The sequence below is a fragment of the Agrobacterium sp. NPDC058088 genome (genome assembly GCF_042885035.1).
GTDB lineage: Bacteria > Pseudomonadota > Alphaproteobacteria > Rhizobiales > Rhizobiaceae > Agrobacterium.
Genome location: NZ_JBHVSU010000003.1, coordinates 111,073 through 134,051 on the forward strand (window position 1 = coordinate 111,073; position 22,979 = coordinate 134,051).

A 22,979-nucleotide genomic window follows, 5' to 3' on the forward strand; every position below is an offset into this window, starting at 1 on the left:
CGCGCACAATATCAGGCCGTTGCTTCCGTGAATGCCGTATAGATCCAGTTGTTGCCATTTGGAAGAACACCAGGCTTAAGCCACTTGCGCGAGGCAAAAGCATTCAGATTATGCGTGATCCAGATGAAGGCCGCGGATTCGTCGAGCAACTTCTGGGCCTCGATGTAAATCTTTTCGCGTTCGGTGCGATCGACTGTGACGCCGCCCTTTTCATGCAGCGCATCGTAATCCGGGTTCTTCCAGCGTTGCCAGTTCCACTGGCCGACCTGCGCGGAAGTGAACCATTGCGTCTGGAAGCCAGGGTCGAATTTTCCGTTGAATTTGACGAGCGAGAGTTCGAGATCTTTGCTGGCGTCATTTTTGCCGAGCGCCCAGTAGGCGGCGGATTCCAGCGCCTCGATTTCCACCTCGATACCGACTTCGGAGAGGTTGGCCTGAATGATCTGGGCGATGGCCTCGTAACGCGCCGTCGCTTCAATGGTGAGCTTGGTCTTGAAACCGTTCGCGTGGCCGGCTTCTGCAAGCAATGCCTGCGCCTTTTCCAGGTCTCTTGTGTAGACCGGAGCCTCTTTCCAGTAGCCGAGCAGGCTTGGCGCCAGCAGCGAATTGGCGCGCGGATAGATACCGGAATAGGCGCCCTGCAGGATCGCGTCGATGTCGACGGCATAACGGATCGCCTGACGCACTCGAATGTCGTTGAAGGGAGCCTTCTCGATATTCGGACCGAACCAGACATAGTCGATGGCGGGAATTTCCGTCACGCTCGCATCCGGCAGGTTCGCGAGCGCCTTGCCGCTCTCCGGGTCGATCGCTGTAAAATCGATCTCGCCGGACCGGAAGGCGATTTCCGACGTCTTTTGTTCCCCGATGGGTTTTCCGACGATCTGCTGGAAGTGAGGCTTGATCGGACCCTTGTAGTCGGGGTTGATTTCCAGGGTGAAGTGCTCGCGCGGAACCCATTCCTTGAGAAGGTATGGACCGCTGCCGATCAGTTTCGTGGCAATGTCCTTGCCCAGCGCTTCGAACGCCTTCCTGGAAATGATACGGCCCGATCCATCGGCCAGTGCGATCGTATAGAGCGCCGGTGCCGGCTGCTTCAGGATAATGCGGCCTTCGAGCGGGCTTGTGACCTCGACGCGGTCAAGAGCGGACCAGTCCTTGGCATAGGTAACGGGTTTGCCTTCGGCATCGGGTTTCAGGAAACGTTCGAAGGAAAATTTCACGTCTTCGGCTGTCAGTTCGCCATAACCGCCGGTAAAGGTAAGGCCACTGCGCAGTTTGAAACGGATTTCGGTGTCGCTCACCTGTTCCAGTTGTTCGGCAGCATCGAGTTCCCAGTCCGTCGAACCCGGCTTGAAAGAGATCAGGCCCTGCTGCACTGACCACAGGACGTTGAGATCGATCGGGCCGGAGCGGTTGGCCGGATCGAGATTTGAAAGGTCCTTCTCGACGCGGACGACAATCCTGGATCGGTCGGCATTGGCAAAGACGGGATTTACACCCCCAAAAGCGACGAGACCCGCAATGGACGCGCCGCCGACGAGCACCTGCCGGCGTGTAGTGTTAAAAGTCAAGAAGAGCCCCTCCGGTACGAAGCGCTCACCGGCCAAAAAGCAGGTAGCGCTCATCAATTCGATGGAGGGATTAAAGCCAATAATCTACAATATTTATAGAATAAATATTTTCTCTGGAACTCTGTTGCAAAACCATTTTTCCCTTTTTGGCTTCCTCGATGCAAAGCCGTGCGGCGCGGCCGCGAACGCCCGGAACTATAGTGGTGCGCGAAACCAGTCTCGGCGGAAACCTTGCTTATGTCCCATCGTCCATCTCCTGATACCTTCCTCTCCTCCGCCAATCCTCCAGTCATAGCCCGCATCGAATGGCAGACGGTGTCTCTGGCAGTCGTTATCTACGGTGGCTTCCTTGCCGTGACATGGTTCTGGCAATCTCTGCCGGTTCTCGTCATTATCGGTCTTGGCGGATGGCTGGTCGCTTGGCATGGGTCGCTTCAGCATGAGGTTATTCACGGGCATCCCACCCGCTCTCGCGCCGTCAATGATGCGATAGGCTGGCCACCTTTATCCCTCTGGCTGCCCTACACCATTTACCGGGAAGGACATCTGACCCACCACCGCGACGAACATCTGACCGATCCGATCGAGGATCCGGAATCCTCTTATTTTACCCGGACCGCCTGGGAGAAAATGGGGTTGATTGGCCGGTATCTGGCGCTCTGGAACACGACCTTGCTGGGGCGATTGACGCTTGGACCGCTGGTGATGATCGCCAGTTTTCTGTTGCAGGAGGCTTCATCGCTCTTCAAGGGGGACAGGAGACGGGCGGTGCTGTGGGCGCGGCATGCGGTTGGTGTTGCGGTCGTTCTGACCTGGGTAGTGGTGGTTTGCGCAATGCCTCTCTGGCTCTATCTCTTTGGGTTTGTTTATACTGGCGCGGCGCTGAGCAGGCTCCGGTCCTATGCGGAGCACCGCTACGCCGAGCATCAGGATGAGCGCACCGCGATCGTTGAGAACAGCCCGCTATTCGGGCTGTTGTTTCTTTACAATAATCTGCATGTGCTGCATCACAAATTGCCTGCCGTCCCCTGGTACAGAATCCCTGTTCTCTACCGTCGCCACCGAAACGCTCTAGTCACGATCAATGGCGGCCTCGTCTATAACGGCTATCTCGATGTTGCCCGTCGCTTTTTCCTGAAATCCCATGACGATCCCCGTCATCCTCGTCATCATGACGCAACGTCCGTTGATGCTGCAACGAATGCTTGATCGTATCGGGTGACAAAGGTCACGGCACCTGTTGCGGCGACAGAAGATCGGCGTGATGTGCGAGGGCGACGTCAGGATGCGAGCGCAATCGGCTTTTCAGATGGTTCTGGCCCACTTCCCGGAAAATCGGATTCAGGGGGTCGACGGTGATGCCCCGTTCAGAGCGCTTCAACTCGTCCGGCAACTCGATGACCGGTATTGTCGCATCATAGCGTGACCCGAGGAAGAAGGCGACGGAGAAGCGCTCGACACCCGCCGGCGGCGCCACGACGTCATGGACGTCTGCGCGGACGAATCCGTTGGTAGCCAGTTCCAGCAATTCGCCGGTGTTGATGATGAAGGTTCCTGGCACCGGCGGCGCGTCAATCCAGTCTCCTGTCTCAGTGCGCACCCGTAGTCCCGGCGTCGTATCCTGGAGAAGCACGGTGACGAAGCCGCCATCCTTGTGGGCACCAACGCCCTGATCGGTTTGGGCAACATCCCGTCCGGGATAGCGGATGATTTTCAGAAGCTGCGTCGGCTGGGGCTCGTAAATTTCGGCAAAGATATTTTCCGGCTGTCCGAGAGCGGCGGCAATCGCCTTGAGGAGATCGATGCCGATCCGAGTCACCTCCGCCTGATATCGCAAGAGCAGGGGCTTGAGTTCGGGCAAAGCCTCCGGCCATTGGTTGGGTCCAAACAGCCGCTTCCATGGCGGTGAATCCGGACCGATCTTTACCGGTTCGCCTTCGGTATTGATATCGAGTTGTTCGCGCCAGTCCTGCTCGCCACGCGTCCGCTCCTGACCAGCCCGGTTATATCCGCGGAAATGCGGTGATTTCACCATCTCGATCTTGAGCTTTTCCTCAAGCGGCAGGGCGAAAAAACGTTTGGAGGTCGACAGCACATCTTCAACCAGCCGGGGGTCAACGCCGTGGCCTGTGAGATAGAAAAAACCGTGGTGATGGAGCACGTTACGAAGGTCGCCGACAAATTCGGCGCGCTTCTCCGGCGAATGGAAAAAGGAAAAGTCGAGTGTTGGCAATGCCGTATCTTCGTTTGGTTCGGATTGAAACGCCATGTCCAGTTTCCAGCTTTTTTCGGGTGGTTCCTTGATCGCTCGGTACGCGGCACGCCCGATGATCTAGTCCTCAGCGGCTCAGGCAGCCAATGCCTGTGTGCCGTCCAGATGCGCCCGGATCGCCGACTTCAGCTCCGCAACGCTGGAAAACTGTCGGTTGTCCAGGTCGATAACGTGGAATTTGACAGCGATGAACCGCAGCTTGTCGTCGTTAGGAATGGCAATCCCGACAGCTAGTCCTTGATATTCGATCGTTTGTCTTTGCATTTCGCTTCTCCGCCCATTTTGGCTTTGTGGGTTGGACCGCCTTTCGACGGCGTCTGCATTCGCTGCACAGAGAAGCGACAACACGACCTGGGGTGACGGACATGATCCAATGTCAATGCAGGCGGAGCGGATGCAAAGGCCATTTCCGAATTCTTTCTTGCCGTTGTTTCTATAAAAAATATAGACTAATATTAGAAACGGAGCCATTGATTTGTGTCTTTTCCGAAAGAAAAATCTATATTTCTCCGAAATATCGCGAATGCGTAGATAATTATCTCAAAAATGCAGGTCTAGGGAACTGTCATGCTTGGTGGGCGGCGTCACCGGCGATCGGTCCCGTGGGTTTGACGGAACCGGTGAACTGCCGGGCTGGGCGGATGATGGCGCGTGTGCGAAGAGCTGTTAGGCCGATGGTGCGGCGACCAGAGAAGATCGCCGCCGTGATCACCTGGCTGGCATCGGAGGAATGTTCCTTTTTCTAGCGGTGCGGTGTTCGACCCTTCCGGTTGCAATGCGCCTACCGAAAGCGGAAACCCGCCAGGGTTCTGACTTTTGTGCTCAGTGTCTTTCGAGTTTCTGCGTGATCTTGTCACCTAGCCACTGAATGCCACACACGACCACGATCAAGACCACCACGACGGCGATCATGACGTTTGTTTCGAAGCGTTGATATCCGTAGCGGATGGCAAGGTCGCCGAGGCCTCCGGCACCGATTGCGCCTGCCATCGCGGAGGCACCAATGAGGGTCACAAGTGTGACGGTAAAGCCCGCAACGATACCCGGAAGCGCTTCCGGCACCAGGACTTCGCGAATGACAGTCCACCGATTGCCGCCCATGGCGCGGACCGCTTCAATCAGACCATGATCGACCTCGCGCAAAGACACCTCCGCTATCCGGGCGTAATAGGGTGTTGCGGCAATAGCCAGCGGAACGATCGCCGCCCAGGTGCCAAGCGACGTTCCAACGATCAGTCTTGTCAATGGAATGAGCGCGACGAGCAAAATGATGAAGGGGACAGACCGGAACGCGTTGACGATGGCGCCAATGATGCTGTTGATCCAAAGGTTTTCCGCGATGCCGTCCTTGGCGGTTGCTACCAGCGCAAGGCCAAGCGGCAGGCCCGCCACAAGAGAGATCGCGCCGGCGGCAAAAGTCATCAGGATCGTTTCCCACAATGAGCGGATCAGAAGTTCAATCATGATGTCAGACATTTCCGAGCACCTCCACACGCGCACCTGAAGCGCTCAACTTTCTTTTCACATCCTCCAGCAGATCCGGATTTGCCTTCGGGAGAGTTATGAAGAAGCGCGCAACCGGCTTGCGCTGGATATGCTCAACACCGCCCTCCACTATTCTTGCACCCTGTGAAAATGCTTCTGAAAGATCACTGAAAAGGGCTTGTTGCGCGTAAGGCCCAACAAGATCGACGCTGAGCAGAATATCCGTTCCGGCGTCTCCGATTGCCTTTTGCAAATGACCAGGCAGTTGTGGTCGGCTGCCTGCAAGAAGACTTTTTGTGATGTCTTTTTCCGGCCGTGAAAAAACCGACCAGACGTCGCCTTCCTCCACGATGCTGCCCGCATCGATAACGGCAACGCGGTCTGCGATGGCACGAACGACATCCATTTCGTGGGTTATCAGGACAATTGTCAGCCCGAGTTTCCGGTTGATGTCCTTCAAAAGCGCGAGGATAGAACGGGTTGTTTCGGGGTCCAGCGCAGATGTCGCCTCGTCGGAGAGGAGAAGTGCGGGCTTTCCCGCAAGCGCTCTGGCAATGCCAACGCGCTGTTTTTGGCCGCCGGACAGTTGCCCGGGATAGGCTTTGGCCTTATCGGCAAGCCCCACCAGCTCCAGCATTTCATGAGCGCGTTGCAGACGCTCCTTTCTTGCAAGTCCTTCGATCTTCAAAGGGAGGGCAACATTCGCCTCAACCGTTTTGGCTGAAAGAAGATTGAAGTGTTGGAAGATCATGCCGATCTTGCGGCGCAACGGTTGGAGCTGGCGCTCTGGAAGCCGATCGATCTTCTGGCCCTCGATAAAGATGTCGCCACTGTCAGAACGCTCAAGGCCGTTCAGGCATCGGATCAGCGTAGATTTCCCGGCGCCGCTCCGCCCGATTATCCCGAGGATCTCACCCCTGCTGACGCTAAGGGAGACGCCAGCCAGCGCGGGGACGTGACCAAAACTCCGGCGTACGTCGTTCAGCCTGACGATTTCGTCTGCCTGCTTTTCAAGAATATTCGTCGCTGCAATCGTGGTGTGACTGTTCATCTATTTTCTCAAACCAGAAGGGCGGCACGGGCAAGCCCGTGTCGCCGTTCAAAAACATATCCATGCTTATGCTTAGTAAGCGCTCAAACCCGTGCCGCGATAAACCTTCTCGAACACGGCCTTCACGGCGTCGTTCTGGTAGGATGCGACCAGCTGCTTCACCCAGGGCTGATCCTTGTCGGCTTCCTTCACCGCTATGAAGTTGCGGTAAGGATTGTCAGCGGTCGGTTCCTGGGCAATGCGATTGTTCGGGCCGAGGCCCGCTTTCAAGGCCCAATCCGTGTTGACGACGGCTGCATCGAGATCATCGATGGAGCGGCCGACGATACCGGCGTCAAGTTCCTTGATCTTGAGCTTCTTTGGGTTCTCTACGACATCAGCGAGAGTCGCCAGAATTCCGGTGCCATCCTTCAGCTTGATCAGACCTTCGTTCTGCAGCACGCGCAGTGCGCGGCCTTCGTTCGAGGGATCGTTTGGCACGCCGATCTGGGCGCCTTCCTTCAGCTCAGCCACCGTCTTGTGGGTCTTGGAATAGAGCCCAATCGGCCATACGCCCGTGTATCCGACGGAGACGATCTTGTAGCCATGCTGCTTGATCTGATTGTCAAGATATGGCTTATGCTGGAAGGCGTTGGCATTGATTTCGCCGCGCTCCAGAGCCTCATTCGGCTGCGTGTAATCGTTGAAGATAACCGTTTCGATCTTCAGGCCATTTTTCTCGGCCTGTTTCGTAACTTCACGCCATACGTCTTCGTCTTCACCGCTGATAATACCGACCTTGATGGTCTTGTCGGCTGCATAGATTGTTGTAACGCCAGTTGCCGCTGCTGCAAAGGATGCAAGCAAAGCAACCAGGCCGAAACGACGTGAAATAGATGTGGTGTTTCCGAGTTTTTTGATCATTTTATCGCCCCTGAGTTCAATGAGGCGAGTGCCTCATGTTCAGAAAGCATGTCAGACGAAATCGTGCGTCACCAAGCAGCGTAATCCAAATTGTCGAACTTGCGAGAAAAGGAATTTGCGTCGAACAAAGCTAGTTAGCAAATTCGACCGATTTTGTGTTCTATTGGGGTGACGCTGCTGCTGGCCCTGATTTTATGCCGCGAAAATCGCCTTTCTGGTCGGCTTGATGCTGCAAAGGAGCGGCACATGAGGTGACATGCGATCATGACGGACCTTATCGGAAGACAGCTTTGAGTGTCCCATGAGCTAAGGTCAGGCATCTGGGCGGTAGCTTTATTTCACACCAGGCGTCCAATTTAGAATGGAACGGCTTCCTGTATTCGATGAAATTTATAGATTAAATTTCATCGTTTCAAAGGGAGTTGGACATGAAATATGTGATTAGCCTGGCGCTCGGTCTTTTGGCGTCAGTAACGGCTTTGGGTCATGCCGTTGCCGCCGAGATCTCCGAAATCCGTATAGATTGGGCGACTTACAACCCCGTCAGTCTGGTTCTGAAGAGCGATGGTCTGCTGGAGAAAGAATTCGCGAAGGACGGCATCAAGGTTACCTGGGTCCAATCTGCTGGGTCAAACAAGGCCCTTGAATTCCTCAATGCGTCATCGCTGGATTTCGGCTCCACAGCCGGTGCCGCCGCGCTGATCGGCCGGATCAACGGCAATCCTATCAAATCCGTTTATGTCTATTCCCGACCTGAATGGACTGCTCTCGTCACCCGTAAGGATACCGGTATCTCCAAGGTGGCTGACTTGAAAGGCAAATCCATCGCCGTCACGCGTGGAACGGACCCGCATATATTCCTGGTCCGGGCCCTGGCGGATGCCGGCCTTTCGGAAAAGGATGTCTCGCTTGTGCTTCTGCAGCATGCAGACGGCAAGCTTGCCCTGCAACGCGGAGATGTCGACGCCTGGGCCGGGCTCGATCCTCTGATGGCTTCGGCCGAAGTGGAAAACGGCGATCGCCTGTTTTATCGCAAGCCGGAGAACAACACTTGGGGTGTTCTGAATGTTCGCGAGGCCTTCGCGAAAGAACATCCGCAGATCGTTTCACGCGTTATCGCCACTTATGAGGTTGCTCGTAAGAAAGCTGTTGCCGAGCCTGAGGTCCTCAAGGCTGCACTGGTGAATGCGACAAAATTGCCGGACAACGTCATTGCAAAGCAACTTGAGCGGACCGATCTCAGCTACTCTAAGATCGGCGATGAACAGCGCGCCACGATTGAGGCTGCCGGGGCTGCCTTGCAACAGGCCGGCGTTATCAAGGCTGATGTGGACGTAAAGAAAGTGGCTGGCGACTTGATCGATCCGACATTCGGCAACAGCCTGGGTCAATAAGGAGGCGCCCCATGGCTTTGGCCGATCTGTCGCGACCAGATGGAGTAGGGAAAGAAGCCGGGAGGCGTCCAGGACGCCTCCCGGTTTTTGACAATCCTATCCTTGGACTGGCTTTTCCCTGTGGGCTTCTCATCGCATGGGAAGTTTTAGTCCGGTCCGGACTTGTCGAGGGACGATTGATGCCGCCGCCATCGCGCATCTTTGCGACCATTTTCGAACTTGCCGCCTCAGGTGAGCTCACGGGCCATATTGGTGTTACTCTCTGGCGTGTCGTCGTTGGCTTTCTGGCTGGCGCCGCGCTTGGTACGGTGATCGGCGCATTCACCGGATATTCATCCCGGCTGAGCCGGTTGCTGGATCCTACATTGCAAGCACTTCGTGCCATTCCATCGATTGCCTGGGTTCCTTTATTCATCCTTTGGTTCGGTATCTTTGAAGCATCGAAGGTGGCGCTTATTGCCGTCGGTGTCTTTTTTCCGGTCTACCTCGGCGTTTATGGCGCGGTGCGGGGCGTGGATCGTAAAGTCGTGGAGGTTGGGCGAATATTCCGGCTTTCCGATTTCCAGCTTGTTCGGCGCATCCTGCTCCCCTCCATTTTGCCAGATTATGTACTGGCACTTCGCGCCGGTCTCGGGCTCGGCTGGATGTTCGTGGTGGCTGCCGAATTCATGGGGGCGTCAAAGGGGCTTGGCTATCTTCTTGTGGACGGTCAGCAATTGGGTAAACCAGACCAGATTCTCGCCGCGATCCTCATCTTCGCCGTCGTTGGCAAATTGACCGACACCCTGTTGATAGTGGCCAGCGCGCCCTTCGTTCGCTGGCACGATTACCACGGTCGAAAGGGATAATATGCTCACCATAGACAGACTGTCGAAGACCTATCCCAACGGCACAAACGCGATCAGCGATTTCACCCTGCAGATCAAAACGGGAGAGGTGGTCGCCATCATCGGTGGCTCCGGATGTGGCAAAAGCACTTTGCTGCGGCTGGTCTCCGGTCTCGAGCGCGCAACGCACGGACAGATCGTCCTGCACGACAAGCCATTGATAGAACCCGATGAGCGCGTCAATCTCGTATTTCAGGAGCCGCGGCTTTTTCCATGGCTAAGCGTCGCTGACAATATCGGGTTCGGGCTAAACCATCTACCTTCCAAAGACCGCAGGGATCGGGTTTCGAAAATCCTCTCTCGGATAGGTCTCTCGAATTACGGAACCCGCTGGGTGCGCGAGCTGTCCGGCGGTCAAGCGCAGCGGGTGGCGCTCGCGCGGGCGCTTGTCGCCGATCCTGCCCTCCTGCTTCTCGATGAGCCTTTTTCTGCACTTGATGCGATGACGAGAGCCGATCTGCAAGACCATCTTGCCGATCTGTGGCTAGAGAAGCGCACAACCATGCTGCTTGTTACGCACGACATCGAAGAGGCCGTTGTGCTCGCCGACAGGATCGTCGTGATGCAGCCATCGCCTGGGCGGATATTTGAAACTGTCAACGTCGATCTGGCACGCAAACGCGACCGAAATTCGTCCTCCGCGACGTCCTTGAAGCGCCATTTGTCAGGATTGCTGGAACGTTCTCTTGGCACAGCTTCGCGCCAGCATCCCGCAGTGAGTGCTGCCTGACGCAAGAAGAGCCTGTGCAGTGCAGTCTCCGCCCTGCGATGCGCACAGATTCGTCTGGTAAACGCCGCCCCGGAGCCGTTTGCCTGCGATTCCGAAAAATGAGCCTGACCTGGCCTTAGGAGGTCGGCCTTGCCCCTTGAGATCCAGCAATGTGCCTTTGCATGCTTTTTGGAATTTTTTTTCGCGCCGGTCAGGCGGAAGGGCTTTTCGTTTCTATCAAAACCAATTGAATCTACTAATTTGCTAGACAATATAGTTTTAAGAGGCTCCAATGAAACTCACTGCTCTCCTGTCCGCCCTGTTCCTTACTGTCACAGGTCCGGCGCTTGCTGAAACCGTAAAAATTGGCGTCGTTCCCGGCGTTTATGGCGATTCTGTCGCGGCACTCGTGCCGGAGGCGAAGGCCGCCGGTATCGACTTGCAGGTCATCGAATTCAGCGATTGGACCACGCCGAACGAGGCGCTTCAGGCGGGCGATCTGGATCTCAACTACTTCCAGCATGTGCCATTCCTCACCAATGCCATTAAACAGAAAGGCTACGACATCACGCCGGTCGGTGTCGGCACGCTTGCCAATATTGGCATCTACTCCCTGAAGCACAAGGATTTCGCCAGCGTTCCCCAAGATGCAACGGTTGCTATCGCCAACGATCCGGTCAACCAGGGGCGCGGCCTGTTGCTGTTGGCCAAGGGCGGACTGATCAAGTTGAAGGATGGTGTCGGCTACCTCGGCACGCTTGACGATATCGTCGACAATCCGAAGAACGTCACGTTTAAGGAAGTCGAAGGTCCGCAGCTTGCCCGCATCACGGCCGATGTGGATCTGGCTCTGGGCTATCCGCATTTCATCATCGCCGCTAAGACGTTCGATCCAGGTTCGGCCCTGATTTTCTCCGGCATCGACGACAAGCAGTTTGCAATCGTCTTTGCCGCCAACAAGGCGAAGGCAGATAACCCTGCGCTCAAGAAGGTTGTCGAGCTTTATCAGACGTCCAAGACGGTGCGCGAAGCGATCGACAAGGGCTTTGCACACAACCCCAAGCTCTACACACTTGCGTGGGAAAAATGAGCGCCGTTCTTTTCGATGCAGACGACGATGTTACGCCTATGACGGTGACAACCTCGCGTAGCGTCGAGGACGACGTATCGTCACAAGAGTTGAGGCCTGCGGCAACTGCCGCCGGCTCCATCCGCTTCCAGTCTGTGGAGAAGACTTATGTCTCCTCCGCAGGACCGGTGAAAGCACTCACGGATATTACCATCGAAGTGCCCGCCGGTACCGTTTTTGGCATCATAGGGCGTTCGGGCGCCGGTAAATCGAGCCTGCTGCGCACGATCAACCGGCTGGAGCGGCCAACCGCTGGCGAGGTAGTTGTCGATGGTGAGGATATCTCTGTCTTCAACGAGGATCAGCTTGTAGCTCTGCGCCGCCGTGTTGGTATGATCTTTCAGCACTTCAACCTGCTCTCGGCCAAGACGGTGTTCGGTAACGTCGCCTTGCCGCTGGTCGTGGCCGGTGTGCCGGCGCAGGAAGTGCGGGCAAGGGTCGCCGAGGTACTCAAACTCGTTGGATTGGAAGGCAAGGAGAGCACCTATCCCTCTCGCCTGTCCGGCGGACAGAAGCAGCGTGTCGGAATTGCCCGTGCGCTTGTCAGTCGCCCGGAAATTCTGCTTTGTGATGAGGCGACATCCGCGCTCGATCCAGAAACGACGCTCTCAATCCTGTCCCTGCTGAAAGACATCAATCGCCGTCTTGGTCTGACGATCGTACTCATTACTCATGAGATGAGCGTCATTCGTGAGATATGCGACCATGTTCTGGTGCTGGAGGCGGGGCGAATTGCCGAGGCCGGACGGGTCTGGGAAGTGTTTGGCAACCCAACCCACGAGGCGACACGGGCGCTGCTGAAACCGCTCGATCGTGGTCTGCCGGAGGAGTTGACCGGCCGTCTTGTTGCTGACTGGGATGGCTACCGTGCAACGGCCGTAATCGAATTCACCTATACGGGGGCCGGCGGTCTGGAGCCGGATCTGAGCCGTCTTCTTGCTGTTCTCGGAGAGGGCACAAGGATCATCCAGAGCAATCTGGACCGCATTCAGGGTCATATCAGCGGACGGTTGATCGTCGCTTCGCCCGCGCGCAAAGACCTGGAACGGCTTATTGCCAACCCCGATCTGGCCCATGCAGCAAGGATAATCGGTTATGACGCCGCAAATGTATAACCGCCTCTGGCAGGCTTTTCTCGACACATTGGCAATGGTCGGCGTATCTGCGTTCGTGGCGCTCTTGGCCGGTATTCCGCTTGCCGTATTTCTGGTTTTGTCCTCGCCGGGCGGGCTTATCCACGCGCCGCGTGCCAACCGGGTGCTGGGTGCCGTTATCAATGGTTTCCGCGCAACGCCCTTTATCGTGCTTCTGGTCGCGCTTCTTCCATTCACGCGTCTGGTAACGGGAACGACCATCGGCGTATGGGCTGCCATCGTTCCACTCTCCATCAGCGCCACGCCTTTTTTCGCCCGTATCGCTGAAGTCAGCCTTCGCGAAGTGGAGCACGGTTTGATCGAAGCTGCCCAGGCTATCGGTTGCCGGCGCTGGCATATCATCCGGCATGTGCTGCTTCCCGAAGCCCTGCCGGGCCTGATCGGCGGCTTCACGATAACGGTTGTTTCCATGATCGGCGCTTCGGCGATGGCGGGGGCAGTGGGGGCGGGTGGGCTCGGCGATATGGCGATCCGCTACGGTTACCAACGTTTCGACACTACCGTGATGCTGGCGGTGATCGTCGTGTTGATCGCCACCGTTTGCATCGTGCAATTCATTGGCGATACCGCCGTACGGCGACTGCGAGCACGTTGACCGAACGCGTTTTTTCAAAAACGGCAGGAGCTATGACAGTGCCTCAGACAAAATTTGCCGTGGCCAACGATCCACAGGGGTCCCGGCTGCCACGCGCTCCAAGGCCCGTATACCGGATCCGTGACGACGGGGAAGCCATCGACATTGCCCATCGGCTAGCCGGGAATTTCAAGGCAGGCGCCTCAGAGCGGGACAGGGACCGGTCCTTGCCATGGGATGAAATCGAGGCCTACACGGAAAGCGGACTTGGGGCGATTACCATTCCACGCGCTCACGGCGGAACAGGTGTGAGCTATGAGACCCTGGCCAAGGTCTTCGAAATCCTTTGCGCGGCAGATCCGGCTTTGGGTCAAATTCCGCAGAACCATTTCGGTGTTCTGGCGCTTGTGCACGATATCGGTACCGAAGAGCAGAAAGAACGCGTCTACGGCGATGTTCTTGCAGGTTGCCGGATCGGCAATGCAGGCCCTGAGCGGAAAACCAAGCTTGTCAACATCGCCACGACACGCCTTGAGCAGCAGCGCGAAGGTCTTTTTCTCAGCGGAGAACGGTTTTATTCGACGGGATCGATCTTCGCCCATTATATTCCAACGCGGGCGGTGGACGATGAAGGCAGAGCGGTTCAGGTCTGGGCGCAAAGGGATGTACCCGGTGTCACTGTTATCGATGACTGGAATTCTTTTGGTCAGCGAACCACCGCCAGCGGCACGGTGACATTCGACAGGGTGCCCATCGATCCCCTTCTCGTCTTTCCCGTCTATGCCTTTGTCGACAAGCCGGGCCTTGCCGGACCGGTCTCCCAGATCATTCAAGCCGCGATCGATGCGGGCATCGCCCGCGCCGCACTGGACGATACGCTGGATTTCGTGCGTGAAAAAGCACGTCCATGGATGGATTCAGGCCTGGAGCGGGCGGTGGATGATCCGACCATCATTCATGAAGTCGGCAATCTTGCTACGAACCTGCATGCGGCCCAGGAAATTCTCTATGAAGCGGGGCGGGTCCTCGACAGCGTTGCTGCCGAACCGGTAACGGCAAAAAGCAGTGGCCGCGCTTCCGTCGCCGTGGCGGAGGCGAAAATCCTGACAACGGAGATTGCCCTGGAGGCCAGCGAGAAGCTCTTTGATCTGGCGGGTTCGGCTGCGACCCGGGGCAGCCACAACCTTGATCGCCATTGGCGAAATGCCCGCGTTCACACCCTGCATGACCCGGTTCGGTGGAAATATCATCTCATCGGTAATTACGAATTGAACGGCGTATTACCCGCCCGGCACCAATGGAACTAATCATGACCGATCCGCGCATCGCAGACCCCGCGCCCGCGCCTGTCGTCAGGCCGCATCTGATCACGTCCGATGCAGAGGCTCTAGAGACGGCACAGAATTTCGCAGAACGGGTGCGGGCAGAGGCCTCCATCCGCGATACGGAACGTCGCCTGCCGTGGAAGGAACTGGATGAATTTGTCGCGACAGGTCTCTGGGGCATAAGTGTTCCCAAGGAGTATGGTGGGGCGGGGGTTTCGGCCACCACGCTCGCGCAGGTGACAGCGACCATCGCCGCGGCGGACGGTTCTCTCTCCCAAATCCCGCAAAACCATTATTACTCGCTTGAGGTGCTGCGCGTTGGTGGCAGCGAAACCCAGAAACGCTACTTCTATGATCGCGTCCTCGCCGGTGAGCGCACTGGCAACGCCCTAGCCGAAATCGGTCACAAAGATTTCAAGCGCAGGACGCATCTGACAAGAGACGGTGGACGATGGCGCGTGAACGGTACGAAATATTACTGCACCGGCGCCATCTATGCGCACTGGATCCCCACGCTTGTATCCGCGGAGGAGGAGGGGGCTGTCAGGACCTACATCGCCTTCATCCCACGCAGTGCGCCCGGCGTCACCGTTGTGGATGATTGGGATGGGTTTGGCCAACGGGTGACCGGCAGCGGCACAGTCCGTTTCGAGGATGTCGGGGTCGAGCCGGAATGGATCGTTCCTTTTCAGTCCTCCTTTGAAACGGCAACCACCATAGGCCCGGTTGCGCAGATCATCCATGCCGCAATCGATCTTGGGATCGGCGAGGGGGCTTATCGGGACACGCTGGATTTTGTCCGGGGACGAGCCAGGCCATGGATCGATGCCAAGGTGGAAACTGCGGCCGAAGATCCCTTGACATTGAGCGAAATCGGCCAGGTCCGGGTCAGACTGCGTGCAGCGGATGCTCTCTTGCGACGAGCGGGACGACTGGTGGATGAAGCTATGGCCAATCCGACGGAAGACACGGTTGCTTCAGCATCAATTGCCGTTGCGGAAGCGAAGATTCTCTCTACCAAAGCTGGCCTGCTTGCAGCCAACAAGCTGTTTGAACTATCCGGCACCTCATCCACAATGAAAGTAGATAACTACGATCGCTATTGGCGGAACGTGCGAACCCACACGCTCCATGATCCGGTCCGCTGGAAATATCAGGCGATCGGTCAGTACATCCTCAATGGCCGTCGGCCGCCGCGCCACGGTGCTATCTGACTGGTGCCGTTTGCCTTTGTTCGAATTCTGGAAAAGTGATGTCGTCGCGTAAACAAATTCTGCTCAATGCCTTCAGCATGAACTGCGTGGGCCACATTAATCATGGTCTGTGGACGCATCCCCGTGACCGCTCTCATGACTATAAACGGCTATCCTACTGGACGGATCTGGCGAGGACGCTTGAGCGCGGCCTTTTCGATGGTATCTTCCTTGCCGACATCGTCGGTGTCTACGATATCTACCAGTCCTCTGTGGACCTGACGCTGAAGGAGTCGATTCAGCTTCCCGTCAACGATCCGATCTTGCTGATATCGGCCATGGCGGCGGCCACGCAACATCTGGGTTTTGGTGTCACCGTCAATACCAGCGTCGAAGCCCCCTACACCTTTGCGCGGCGAATCTCGACGCTTGACCACCTTACAGAGGGTCGCGTCGGATGGAATATCGTGACGGGTTATCTTGACAGCGCCACACGCGCCCTCGGCCAGTCCGGCTTGAAAGAGCATGACACGCGGTATGACCGCGCAGATGATTATCTTGATGTGCTTTATAAGCTCTGGGAGGGAAGCTGGGCGGATGACGCGGTAGTTCTCGATAAGAAGCGACGCGTCTTCGCAGACCCGGACCGCGTGCGAAAAATACACCATCAGGGACCCTTCTACCAAGGTGAGGGGTATCATCTGTCGGAACCTTCTGCGCAGCGCACGCCGGTGCTCTATCAGGCAGGCACGTCAGGGCGTGGCCGACGCTTTGCAGGTCGTCATGCCGAATGTATTTTCATCAACGCAACCGACAAGGCCGCCGCGGCCAAGACATCCCGTGCTCTCCGAGAGGAGGCGGTTGCGGCTGGAAGGCGACCCGAAGACATCAAGATTTTCGTCGGCATAACGGTTGTGCCGGGGCGCACGGCGTCCGAAGCGGAGGCGAAGCTCGCGGACTATCTGGAACATGCAAATCCGGAGGCGGGATTGGCGCATTTCGCTGCCGGCAGCGGCATCGATTTTTCACGCTTCGACCTGGATGAGACAATTGAATATGCGACCGGCAACGCCATTCAATCCGTCACGCAGCTGGCGCGTCAAAAGGGTTGGACCAAGCGACAGCTGCTGAAGGAACTGGCGATCGGCGGGCGGTATCCGGTGATTGTCGGCGATGGTGCCAAAGTGGCCGAGGAGTTGATCTCCTGGCTGGACGAGGGCGGAATTGACGGTTTCAATCTGGCGCGAACAGTCGTTCCCGAAAGCTATATCGATTTCATCGACATCGTAGTACCGGAATTACAGGAGCGTGGCGCCTACAAGACGGCTTATGCCAATGGCACGCTTCGCAGCCGCTTGTTCGGGGCAAGCGACAGGCTGCCGGACAATCATTACGGCAGCAAGTTTCGCAGCCCCGCTATCCGTGCTGCGGCCACGCACACATGAATTTCGGCTAGTTGACCGGCGCGAAGCTAAATGTCTATCGCGGCGATGCGCGACTTTGATCTCGTCGTCGTCAGATGCTGCCAACGTCGATTCCATCCCGTTGTTGCTGAAGCAGAATGAAAAGATTTGAAGCCCGGTGATCTTGCTCGATCGTGTTAATGGGCTGTTTGAACTCAGAATCTCGATTAGCCAAAATCATCCTAGTTGCAATCCTAAGCTAGGTCGGACCGATGCCAGTCAATTGACGAAAATCCACGGGTTGCGAGTTCGACTCCGTTCAAGAGCTTACACAAGCTATCTCCGACACGAAGTGGAGATCACCCCTTGAGGAGCGCGTGGAGCTGGCTGCTTTTGTCAAGAAAGCCGCAGCCGTGCGGTGACGTTCAATATTCAGGAGCATTTCTGGGCGATAGAGGCTCTTCTGGACAAGATCATGCAGGGCACGGACGAATTCCGGCGACGCATATCGAGGTGACGGCGGCCCCGCCATCAACAAACAGAGCAGTGGGGAAACACTTCCACCGGCGATGACTTGTCATGCCCAGCCCTTCAGCGCCCGCCCGGAATAATAGCTGGGCGTGGTGGCGCGGTAGATCGGTATGCTGGCGGCGCCGAGATGAGGCAGGTCGCTCATGATCGATTTGCGTATTTCCGGAGGTTCGACGAAAAAATCTTCCCCGAGTATGTCCAGCGAACCGATACGCCGCACGATATGCTCGAGAATCCAGTCCGGCAGCGATCCACCGAAAATGATGGCTGCCGGATCCATCGTGCGGGCGACCGTCAGTGAAAGCAGGCGAAGCTGATCCGTTGCCCGCTCCAGCCACGACACCACGGCGGGATGGTCGGCGTAACTCTCGTCAATGTCCTTCAGGCGTCGAATGCCGATGCCCTGAGCAGCCAGAGTGTCGCACAGGTCCTGTCCCGAGGGTCGGGGATGGGATTTTGGAAACAGTCCACCGAACTCGCCGGCATTGCCATTGGTGCCGCGATAGAGATGGCGCTGCACCACCAGCGCACCGCCAATGCCATATGTCAGCCAGATCATCGCGAAATTTCGGATATTGCGGCCTGCACCATAATAGAGTTCCGAAAGAATGACGGTGTTGCCGTCATTTTCGTGAAAGACCGGGAAATCGAAATAGGGCTGGAAGTCCTTTTCGACGTCGATATCGCGCCAGCTTTCAAACTGCTTGATGCGGAAGACATGGCCGCGATCCCGCTTGAAATGGCCGGGAAAGCTGATGCCGCAGCCCAGTACATCTTTCTTTTTTATCTTCGCTTTTTCAAGCACTTGCCGGGCGGATGCCTCGGCCATCTCCATAATATGCTCGAAACTGTGCCCTTCCAGTTCCGATCTGATTTCCTGCCTTATCGTGCCGTTGAGATCGGCCACGCAGACACGCAGATCGTCTGGATTGAAGTAGACCCCCAGCGTGAAAAGCCCGTTCGGGTTGATTTCGATGGCGGTGGAGGGTTTCCCCCGTTTACCGTCATTGCGGGCTTCCTCCGCTTCGACGATGAGGCCGGATTCCAGAAGATTGGCGGTCAGGCGGGTAAGGGTGGGGGCGGACACATCCATCTCCCGCGCCAGTTCGATACGCGACATACCTCCCTTGCCGCGCAAAATCTCGAGCAGACGCCGCTCATTGTAGCCGAGATCGATCAAAAAAGTCTCCCGCGAGAAATCATGCCGGATGATTAGCGAAAATTACGCGATTGTACATCGCGTTTCGCCAAAAATCCCGCCATTGAAATTGGTGGGCTGTGAGTCAAAATCAGGAAATAATGTGGTTTTTCAATATGATATTTTATTGTCATATTCGAAATAAATTTTGGCTTGACTAATTAATTTACGTAAAGAAAATAAATAGCAGACAGCGGGTGGCGACAGGGAAAACCAAAAAGAAATCATGTCGCAGGGCCGGTCTGTCAGGGAACAAAAAAACGGAGCCCCCTCATGCGTCAATCATGCACTATTTTCGCGCGCCTTTTTGCCGGCGCCACTTTCCTTGCCAGCGCGGCTTTCGCTCATGCCGAAGGTACCGTCGTGGTCTATTCCGCTGCCCCTCAGCAACTCATGGACGAATTGCTGCCCATGTTTGAAAAGAAAACCGGCACCAAGGTCGAGCTTGTCAAAGCCGGGTCCGGCGAGCTTATGAACCGCATCAAGGCGGAGAGCGGCAAGGCGGCGGGCGATGTGATCTGGAGCGTCGACGGAACGGTTATCGATTTCTCCGCTGACCTTTTCGAGCCATACAAGCCGGTTGAGGCTGCATCGATCAACCCAGCCTTTTCACCGAGCACAAACTGGGTGCCTTTTACGGCCGTCGTCACAGCCTTTATCGTCAATAAGGAGGCCCTGAAGGGCGCTCCCGTTCCGACGTCCTGGGCCGATCTCGCAAAGCCGGAATATAAGGGCCTGATTTCGTCGGCTCGCGCCGATCAGTCGGGCTCCGCCTATATTCAGATGGCAACGGTATTGCAGGATTTCGACAGCGAGGAAAAAGGCTGGGAAATTTATACCGGCATCCTCGGCAACTCGGTTCTGTCCACTTCTTCGGGCGCGGTGCCGCGTTTCGTGAACGACGGCGAGCAGGCCGTTGGCATTACGCTGGAAGATGCCGCGCTGCGTTACAAGCTCGGCAGCGCGCCGGTCGAAATCGTGTATCCGAAAGAGGGTACGGCAATTGCGCCTGACGGCATGGCGCTCGTCAAGGGAGCGCCGAATGCCGACAATGGCAAGGCCTTCATCGATTTCATCGTCTCCAAGGAAGCGCAGGAAGTCGTCGTGAAGGCGGGTCGTCGCTCGGTTCGTACCGATGTTCCCGCCAATGCGGCACTTGTTCCGCTGTCCGATGTTCCGGCGGCGAAATACGATTTCAAATGGGCTGCGGACAACCGCGCGCGCCTGATGGAAAAGTGGAACGAGACATTGCTCGACGTTCAATAAGATAATTGCCGGGGACGGCGCAGAAGCGGCCGTCCCCCCTTTATCCCGTTCACAATTCGCTTTTCGTTTTGTCCAGCGTGGTCACGGGCCGTGCAGGATTTGTCATGGAGCAGCACATGGCCGCCGTGGAAATTACCAGCATCAAAAAGAGTTACCGGGATGTCGTTGCCCTTTCCGACATCAATATCTCCATCCCCTCGGGTTCGTTCTTTACGCTTCTCGGTCCGAGCGGTTGCGGCAAGACGACCCTCCTGCGCACGATTGCCGGGTTTCACCAGCAGGACAGCGGCAGCATCAGTATCGAGAGACAGGCGATCGAACATGTGCCCGCACATAAGCGCGATGTGGGCATGGTTTTTCAGGATTACGCGGTCTTTCCGCATATTTCCGTCTTCGACAACATCGCCTTCGGTTTGAAGCAGCGCAAGGCGTCTTCCGCCGAGATTCGTGAACGTGTCGGCAAGATTCTCGATATCGTGCAGCTCGCTCCCTACGCCAAGCGCATGCCGCATGAATTATCCGGCGGTCAGCAGCAGCGCGTCGGTCTGGCGCGTGCACTCGTCATCAATCCAAAAGTGCTGTTGATGGACGAGCCGCTATCCAACCTCGATGCGAAACTGCGCGTCGATCTGCGGCGCGAGTTGCGTGAAATTCAGCAGGCCATGAACATTACCACGGTTTATGTGACCCACGATCAGGAGGAGGCACTTGCCATGTCCGATCTGGTCTGTGTGATGTATGGTGGCGTCATCCAGCAGGCAGCTGCACCCTGGGAGGTTTATAACAACCCAGCCAACCGTTTCGTCGCCTCCTTCGTGGGTGCGAACAATTTCCTGACGCTAGATCGTTCGGGCGGACAGACCTCCATTTCCGGGCACCCGGTGGAGCTACCGCAGGTCGACGCCATTATGCCGGAACGAACGGTCGTTGCGGCCATCCGCCCCGAAGCGATTACCGTTGGCTCTCGGGCAACCGATGGCGAAGACCGCATCGAACTGCCCGTCACCATAAGACAGGTGAGCTTCACCGGTCGCGAGATGAATGTTGCCGCGGTACTGTCGTCGGGAGAGGAAATCGAGGCGATCACCAAGCCGTCGCCTGACATCATCGCCCTTCAGCCCGGCCAGAAAACGGTTTTCTCCTGGTCTGCTGTTGATACCAAGCTCTTTGGCGAGGGCGTTACCGGGGAGCGCCTGTCATGACGGATATGACTGCGACTTCACTACCCGGAGGTTTCCGCCTGCGGCTGCCGGGGTTCTGGACAAGCGTGACGGTACTTGCCGTTATCCTCTTGGGGATTTTCCTGATCCTGCCGATCTTCAGCGTATTCTTCATCAGTTTCTTCGATGCCAAGACGGGTGCGTTCGGTTTCGGCAATTATGTTCAGGTGCTGACGCGGCGTTTTTATACCGTGGCATTGTGGAATACGCTTGTCATCGGTGTGCTCGGCATGTTGGGGGCCTGCCTGCTCGGTATTCCGCTTGCCTTCTGCACGTCGCGTTACCGCATCAAGGGCCGCACCTTCATTGCCACCTTTGCTGTGCTGGTTCTGTGCGCGCCGCCCTTCATCGGCGCCTATGCCTGGATCATGCTATTCGGCGCCAACGGCGCAGTAACCAATCTCCTGTCTTTCGCCGGCATTTCATTGCCAACGATTTACGGGATACCCGGCATCGTGATGGTCTTCAGCCTGAAATTCTTTCCCTATATCTTCCTGATGACGGAAAATGCGCTGAACACCATCAACAAATCCTATGAGGATGCAGCGGAAAACCTCGGCTGCACGGCGTTCCAACGGTTCCGCAAGATCACCTTACCGCTGGTCTTTCCGGCAGTCAGCACCGGCGCGATCATCTGCTTCGTATTGTCCATCGCAGATTTCGGAACGCCGGCAATCCTCGGCAAGGGCATCAGGACGCTGTCGACCATCGCCTATGCGCAATATACCTCCGAAATGGCCGGTACGCCGACCATGGCAGTCACGATTTCCATGGTGATGATCGCCATTTCCATGGCCGCACTCCTCTTGCAGCGGCACATCCTCGCCAAGCGCCGTTATGCCAGCTCATTGACGAGCCGGCCGGTAAAGCGCTCCATGCGCCCGCTGAAATCGTTCATCGTGCATGGTTTCTGCTACCTGGTCGTCTTTGTCGCCATGCTGCCGTCTCTTACGGTCATCTACACATCGTTCCTCGCAACGAACGGTCCCGTTTTCACCGGCGGTTTCGGGTTGGACAGCTATGCCCGCATTCTCCGCGATTCACCGCAGGCGATTGCCAACAGCTTCACCTTTGCGCTTGCCGCGGTAGTGTTGATCGCCATCGTTTCCGGCCTGCTCTCTTTCATCGTTGTCAGGCGGGACAATGCAGTATCAGGCTCGCTCGATCTTCTGTTGATGGTTCCCTATCTGATACCCGGTGTCGTCATGGCAATCGGCTACGTCACGACGTTCCGTTATCCGCCATTTGATATCACCGGCACGGCGCTCATCATCATCCTGCTGGTGTTTATCCGTCGCCTGCCTTACGGCGTCCGCTCCACCACTTCGATTCTCAGGCAGATCAAGCCTTCCATCGAAGAGGCCGCGGTCAATCTCGGCGCTTCGCCGGCAAAGACGTTCATATCGGTGACGGTGCCGCTGATGTTGCCGGGTCTCATCATTGGTTCGTTGATGAGCTTCATCACCGCCATCAATGAGCTGTCTTCGACGCTGATCCTTTACACGGCGCGGACGATTACGATGCCGGTCCTGATCTATATTCAGGTGATTGACGGCGAGTTCGGCACGGCAGCCGCACTTTCAACGTTGCTTCTCGTCAGCACCGGACTTTGCGTCTTCGTCGTCTTCCGGCTTTCGGAAGACAAGGAAGCCTCTTTCGTCTGAAGCCATCAAATATCATTCAAAACTGCAGCAGCGGCGACTCATGTGTC

20 protein-coding genes are annotated in these 22,979 nt (G+C 56.6%); 13 read left to right on the top strand and 7 right to left on the bottom strand.

From position 1 onward, the window contains the following. Positions 1-11: 11 nt before the first annotated feature. Positions 12-1,574 carry an ABC transporter substrate-binding protein gene (locus ACFVTJ_RS10655; RefSeq protein WP_386907128.1) on the bottom strand — a complete coding sequence of 521 codons (1,563 nt, stop codon included), beginning with the start codon at positions 1,572-1,574 and terminating at the stop codon, positions 12-14. 237 nt (positions 1,575-1,811) lie between these two features. Here ACFVTJ_RS10655 and ACFVTJ_RS10660 point away from each other — a divergent pair, with 237 nt between their 5' ends. Then, the gene (locus ACFVTJ_RS10660) at positions 1,812-2,783 is read left to right on the top strand and encodes a fatty acid desaturase (protein ID WP_386907130.1); all 972 of its coding nucleotides are present in this window, start codon (positions 1,812-1,814) and stop codon (positions 2,781-2,783) included. Positions 2,784-2,802: 19 nt separating this feature from the next. On the opposite strand, the gene ACFVTJ_RS10665 is transcribed toward ACFVTJ_RS10660, so the two are convergent. From ACFVTJ_RS10665 to ACFVTJ_RS10685, 5 genes are all read right to left on the bottom strand, one after another. Beyond that, entirely contained in the window at positions 2,803-3,843 is a 1,041-nt protein-coding gene (locus ACFVTJ_RS10665; RefSeq protein ID WP_386907132.1) for an isopenicillin N synthase family dioxygenase, read from the bottom strand. A gap of 78 nt (positions 3,844-3,921) precedes the next feature. Next, the gene (locus ACFVTJ_RS10670) at positions 3,922-4,110 is read right to left on the bottom strand and encodes a hypothetical protein (RefSeq protein ID WP_386907134.1); all 189 of its coding nucleotides are present in this window, start codon (positions 4,108-4,110) and stop codon (positions 3,922-3,924) included. A gap of 558 nt (positions 4,111-4,668) precedes the next feature. Next, positions 4,669-5,322 (bottom strand): methionine ABC transporter permease, encoded by a 654-nt coding sequence (locus ACFVTJ_RS10675; RefSeq protein ID WP_386907136.1) that lies wholly within the window; start codon positions 5,320-5,322, stop codon positions 4,669-4,671. Then, a complete protein-coding gene (locus ACFVTJ_RS10680; protein WP_386907138.1) occupies positions 5,315-6,382 on the bottom strand; it encodes a methionine ABC transporter ATP-binding protein in 1,068 nt (355 codons plus the stop codon). The genes ACFVTJ_RS10675 and ACFVTJ_RS10680 overlap by 8 nt, the downstream gene beginning before the upstream one ends. A gap of 72 nt (positions 6,383-6,454) precedes the next feature. Beyond that, a complete protein-coding gene (locus tag ACFVTJ_RS10685; protein ID WP_386907139.1) occupies positions 6,455-7,285 on the bottom strand; it encodes a MetQ/NlpA family lipoprotein in 831 nt (276 codons plus the stop codon). A 428-nt stretch (positions 7,286-7,713) separates the two neighbouring features. Here ACFVTJ_RS10685 and ACFVTJ_RS10690 point away from each other — a divergent pair, with 428 nt between their 5' ends. The 9 genes from ACFVTJ_RS10690 (at position 7,714) to ACFVTJ_RS10730 (ending at position 17,095) form a co-directional block, all read left to right on the top strand. Next, the gene (locus ACFVTJ_RS10690) at positions 7,714-8,679 is read left to right on the top strand and encodes an aliphatic sulfonate ABC transporter substrate-binding protein (protein ID WP_386907140.1); all 966 of its coding nucleotides are present in this window, start codon (positions 7,714-7,716) and stop codon (positions 8,677-8,679) included. Positions 8,680-8,690: 11 nt separating this feature from the next. Next, on the top strand, positions 8,691-9,527 hold the full coding sequence (locus ACFVTJ_RS10695; protein WP_386907142.1) for an ABC transporter permease: 837 nt from the start codon (positions 8,691-8,693) through the stop codon (positions 9,525-9,527). Position 9,528: 1 nt separating this feature from the next. Then, entirely contained in the window at positions 9,529-10,296 is a 768-nt protein-coding gene (locus tag ACFVTJ_RS10700; RefSeq protein WP_386907144.1) for an ABC transporter ATP-binding protein, read from the top strand. A gap of 271 nt (positions 10,297-10,567) precedes the next feature. Beyond that, positions 10,568-11,365 carry a MetQ/NlpA family ABC transporter substrate-binding protein gene (locus ACFVTJ_RS10705; protein ID WP_386907146.1) on the top strand — a complete coding sequence of 266 codons (798 nt, stop codon included), beginning with the start codon at positions 10,568-10,570 and terminating at the stop codon, positions 11,363-11,365. Beyond that, positions 11,362-12,519 carry a methionine ABC transporter ATP-binding protein gene (locus ACFVTJ_RS10710; RefSeq protein WP_386907148.1) on the top strand — a complete coding sequence of 386 codons (1,158 nt, stop codon included), beginning with the start codon at positions 11,362-11,364 and terminating at the stop codon, positions 12,517-12,519. Before ACFVTJ_RS10705 ends, ACFVTJ_RS10710 begins: the two co-directional genes overlap by 4 nt. Beyond that, positions 12,500-13,153 (top strand): methionine ABC transporter permease, encoded by a 654-nt coding sequence (locus ACFVTJ_RS10715; RefSeq protein WP_386907150.1) that lies wholly within the window; start codon positions 12,500-12,502, stop codon positions 13,151-13,153. The genes ACFVTJ_RS10710 and ACFVTJ_RS10715 overlap by 20 nt, the downstream gene beginning before the upstream one ends. A gap of 32 nt (positions 13,154-13,185) precedes the next feature. Beyond that, positions 13,186-14,439: an SfnB family sulfur acquisition oxidoreductase gene (locus tag ACFVTJ_RS10720; protein WP_386907152.1), complete on the top strand. Its 1,254-nt coding sequence runs from the start codon at positions 13,186-13,188 to the stop codon at positions 14,437-14,439. A 2-nt stretch (positions 14,440-14,441) separates the two neighbouring features. Further along, positions 14,442-15,671, top strand: coding sequence for an SfnB family sulfur acquisition oxidoreductase (locus ACFVTJ_RS10725; RefSeq protein WP_386907153.1), 1,230 nt, complete (start codon positions 14,442-14,444; stop codon positions 15,669-15,671). 38 nt (positions 15,672-15,709) lie between these two features. Continuing rightward, positions 15,710-17,095 (top strand): LLM class flavin-dependent oxidoreductase, encoded by a 1,386-nt coding sequence (locus tag ACFVTJ_RS10730; protein ID WP_386907155.1) that lies wholly within the window; start codon positions 15,710-15,712, stop codon positions 17,093-17,095. 535 nt (positions 17,096-17,630) lie between these two features. On the opposite strand, the gene ACFVTJ_RS10735 is transcribed toward ACFVTJ_RS10730, so the two are convergent. Further along, on the bottom strand, positions 17,631-18,764 hold the full coding sequence (locus ACFVTJ_RS10735; protein ID WP_386907157.1) for an ROK family protein: 1,134 nt from the start codon (positions 18,762-18,764) through the stop codon (positions 17,631-17,633). A gap of 291 nt (positions 18,765-19,055) precedes the next feature. Here ACFVTJ_RS10735 and ACFVTJ_RS10740 point away from each other — a divergent pair, with 291 nt between their 5' ends. The 3 genes from ACFVTJ_RS10740 to ACFVTJ_RS10750 all read left to right on the top strand — a co-directional run bounded on the left by ACFVTJ_RS10740 (position 19,056) and on the right by ACFVTJ_RS10750 (position 22,932). Continuing rightward, positions 19,056-20,048 carry an ABC transporter substrate-binding protein gene (locus tag ACFVTJ_RS10740; protein WP_386907159.1) on the top strand — a complete coding sequence of 331 codons (993 nt, stop codon included), beginning with the start codon at positions 19,056-19,058 and terminating at the stop codon, positions 20,046-20,048. 116 nt (positions 20,049-20,164) lie between these two features. Beyond that, positions 20,165-21,250 carry an ABC transporter ATP-binding protein gene (locus ACFVTJ_RS10745; protein WP_386907161.1) on the top strand — a complete coding sequence of 362 codons (1,086 nt, stop codon included), beginning with the start codon at positions 20,165-20,167 and terminating at the stop codon, positions 21,248-21,250. Then, positions 21,247-22,932 carry an ABC transporter permease gene (locus tag ACFVTJ_RS10750; protein WP_386907163.1) on the top strand — a complete coding sequence of 562 codons (1,686 nt, stop codon included), beginning with the start codon at positions 21,247-21,249 and terminating at the stop codon, positions 22,930-22,932. Before ACFVTJ_RS10745 ends, ACFVTJ_RS10750 begins: the two co-directional genes overlap by 4 nt. The last annotated feature ends 47 nt before the right edge of the window (positions 22,933-22,979 follow it).

Coding starts and splice junctions, on each gene's coding strand:
- ACFVTJ_RS10660 (WP_386907130.1), top strand. CDS start 1,812: ATGTCCCATCGTCCATCTCCTGATACCTTCCTCTCCTCCGCCAATCCT.
- ACFVTJ_RS10665 (WP_386907132.1), bottom strand. CDS start 3,843: ATGGCGTTTCAATCCGAACCAAACGAAGATACGGCATTGCCAACACTC.
- ACFVTJ_RS10670 (WP_386907134.1), bottom strand. CDS start 4,110: ATGCAAAGACAAACGATCGAATATCAAGGACTAGCTGTCGGGATTGCC.
- ACFVTJ_RS10675 (WP_386907136.1), bottom strand. CDS start 5,322: ATGTCTGACATCATGATTGAACTTCTGATCCGCTCATTGTGGGAAACG.
- ACFVTJ_RS10680 (WP_386907138.1), bottom strand. CDS start 6,382: ATGAACAGTCACACCACGATTGCAGCGACGAATATTCTTGAAAAGCAG.
- ACFVTJ_RS10685 (WP_386907139.1), bottom strand. CDS start 7,285: ATGATCAAAAAACTCGGAAACACCACATCTATTTCACGTCGTTTCGGC.
- ACFVTJ_RS10690 (WP_386907140.1), top strand. CDS start 7,714: ATGAAATATGTGATTAGCCTGGCGCTCGGTCTTTTGGCGTCAGTAACG.
- ACFVTJ_RS10695 (WP_386907142.1), top strand. CDS start 8,691: ATGGCTTTGGCCGATCTGTCGCGACCAGATGGAGTAGGGAAAGAAGCC.
- ACFVTJ_RS10700 (WP_386907144.1), top strand. CDS start 9,529: ATGCTCACCATAGACAGACTGTCGAAGACCTATCCCAACGGCACAAAC.
- ACFVTJ_RS10705 (WP_386907146.1), top strand. CDS start 10,568: ATGAAACTCACTGCTCTCCTGTCCGCCCTGTTCCTTACTGTCACAGGT.
- ACFVTJ_RS10710 (WP_386907148.1), top strand. CDS start 11,362: ATGAGCGCCGTTCTTTTCGATGCAGACGACGATGTTACGCCTATGACG.
- ACFVTJ_RS10715 (WP_386907150.1), top strand. CDS start 12,500: ATGACGCCGCAAATGTATAACCGCCTCTGGCAGGCTTTTCTCGACACA.
- ACFVTJ_RS10720 (WP_386907152.1), top strand. CDS start 13,186: ATGACAGTGCCTCAGACAAAATTTGCCGTGGCCAACGATCCACAGGGG.
- ACFVTJ_RS10725 (WP_386907153.1), top strand. CDS start 14,442: ATGACCGATCCGCGCATCGCAGACCCCGCGCCCGCGCCTGTCGTCAGG.
- ACFVTJ_RS10730 (WP_386907155.1), top strand. CDS start 15,710: ATGTCGTCGCGTAAACAAATTCTGCTCAATGCCTTCAGCATGAACTGC.
- ACFVTJ_RS10740 (WP_386907159.1), top strand. CDS start 19,056: ATGCGTCAATCATGCACTATTTTCGCGCGCCTTTTTGCCGGCGCCACT.
- ACFVTJ_RS10745 (WP_386907161.1), top strand. CDS start 20,165: ATGGCCGCCGTGGAAATTACCAGCATCAAAAAGAGTTACCGGGATGTC.
- ACFVTJ_RS10750 (WP_386907163.1), top strand. CDS start 21,247: ATGACGGATATGACTGCGACTTCACTACCCGGAGGTTTCCGCCTGCGG.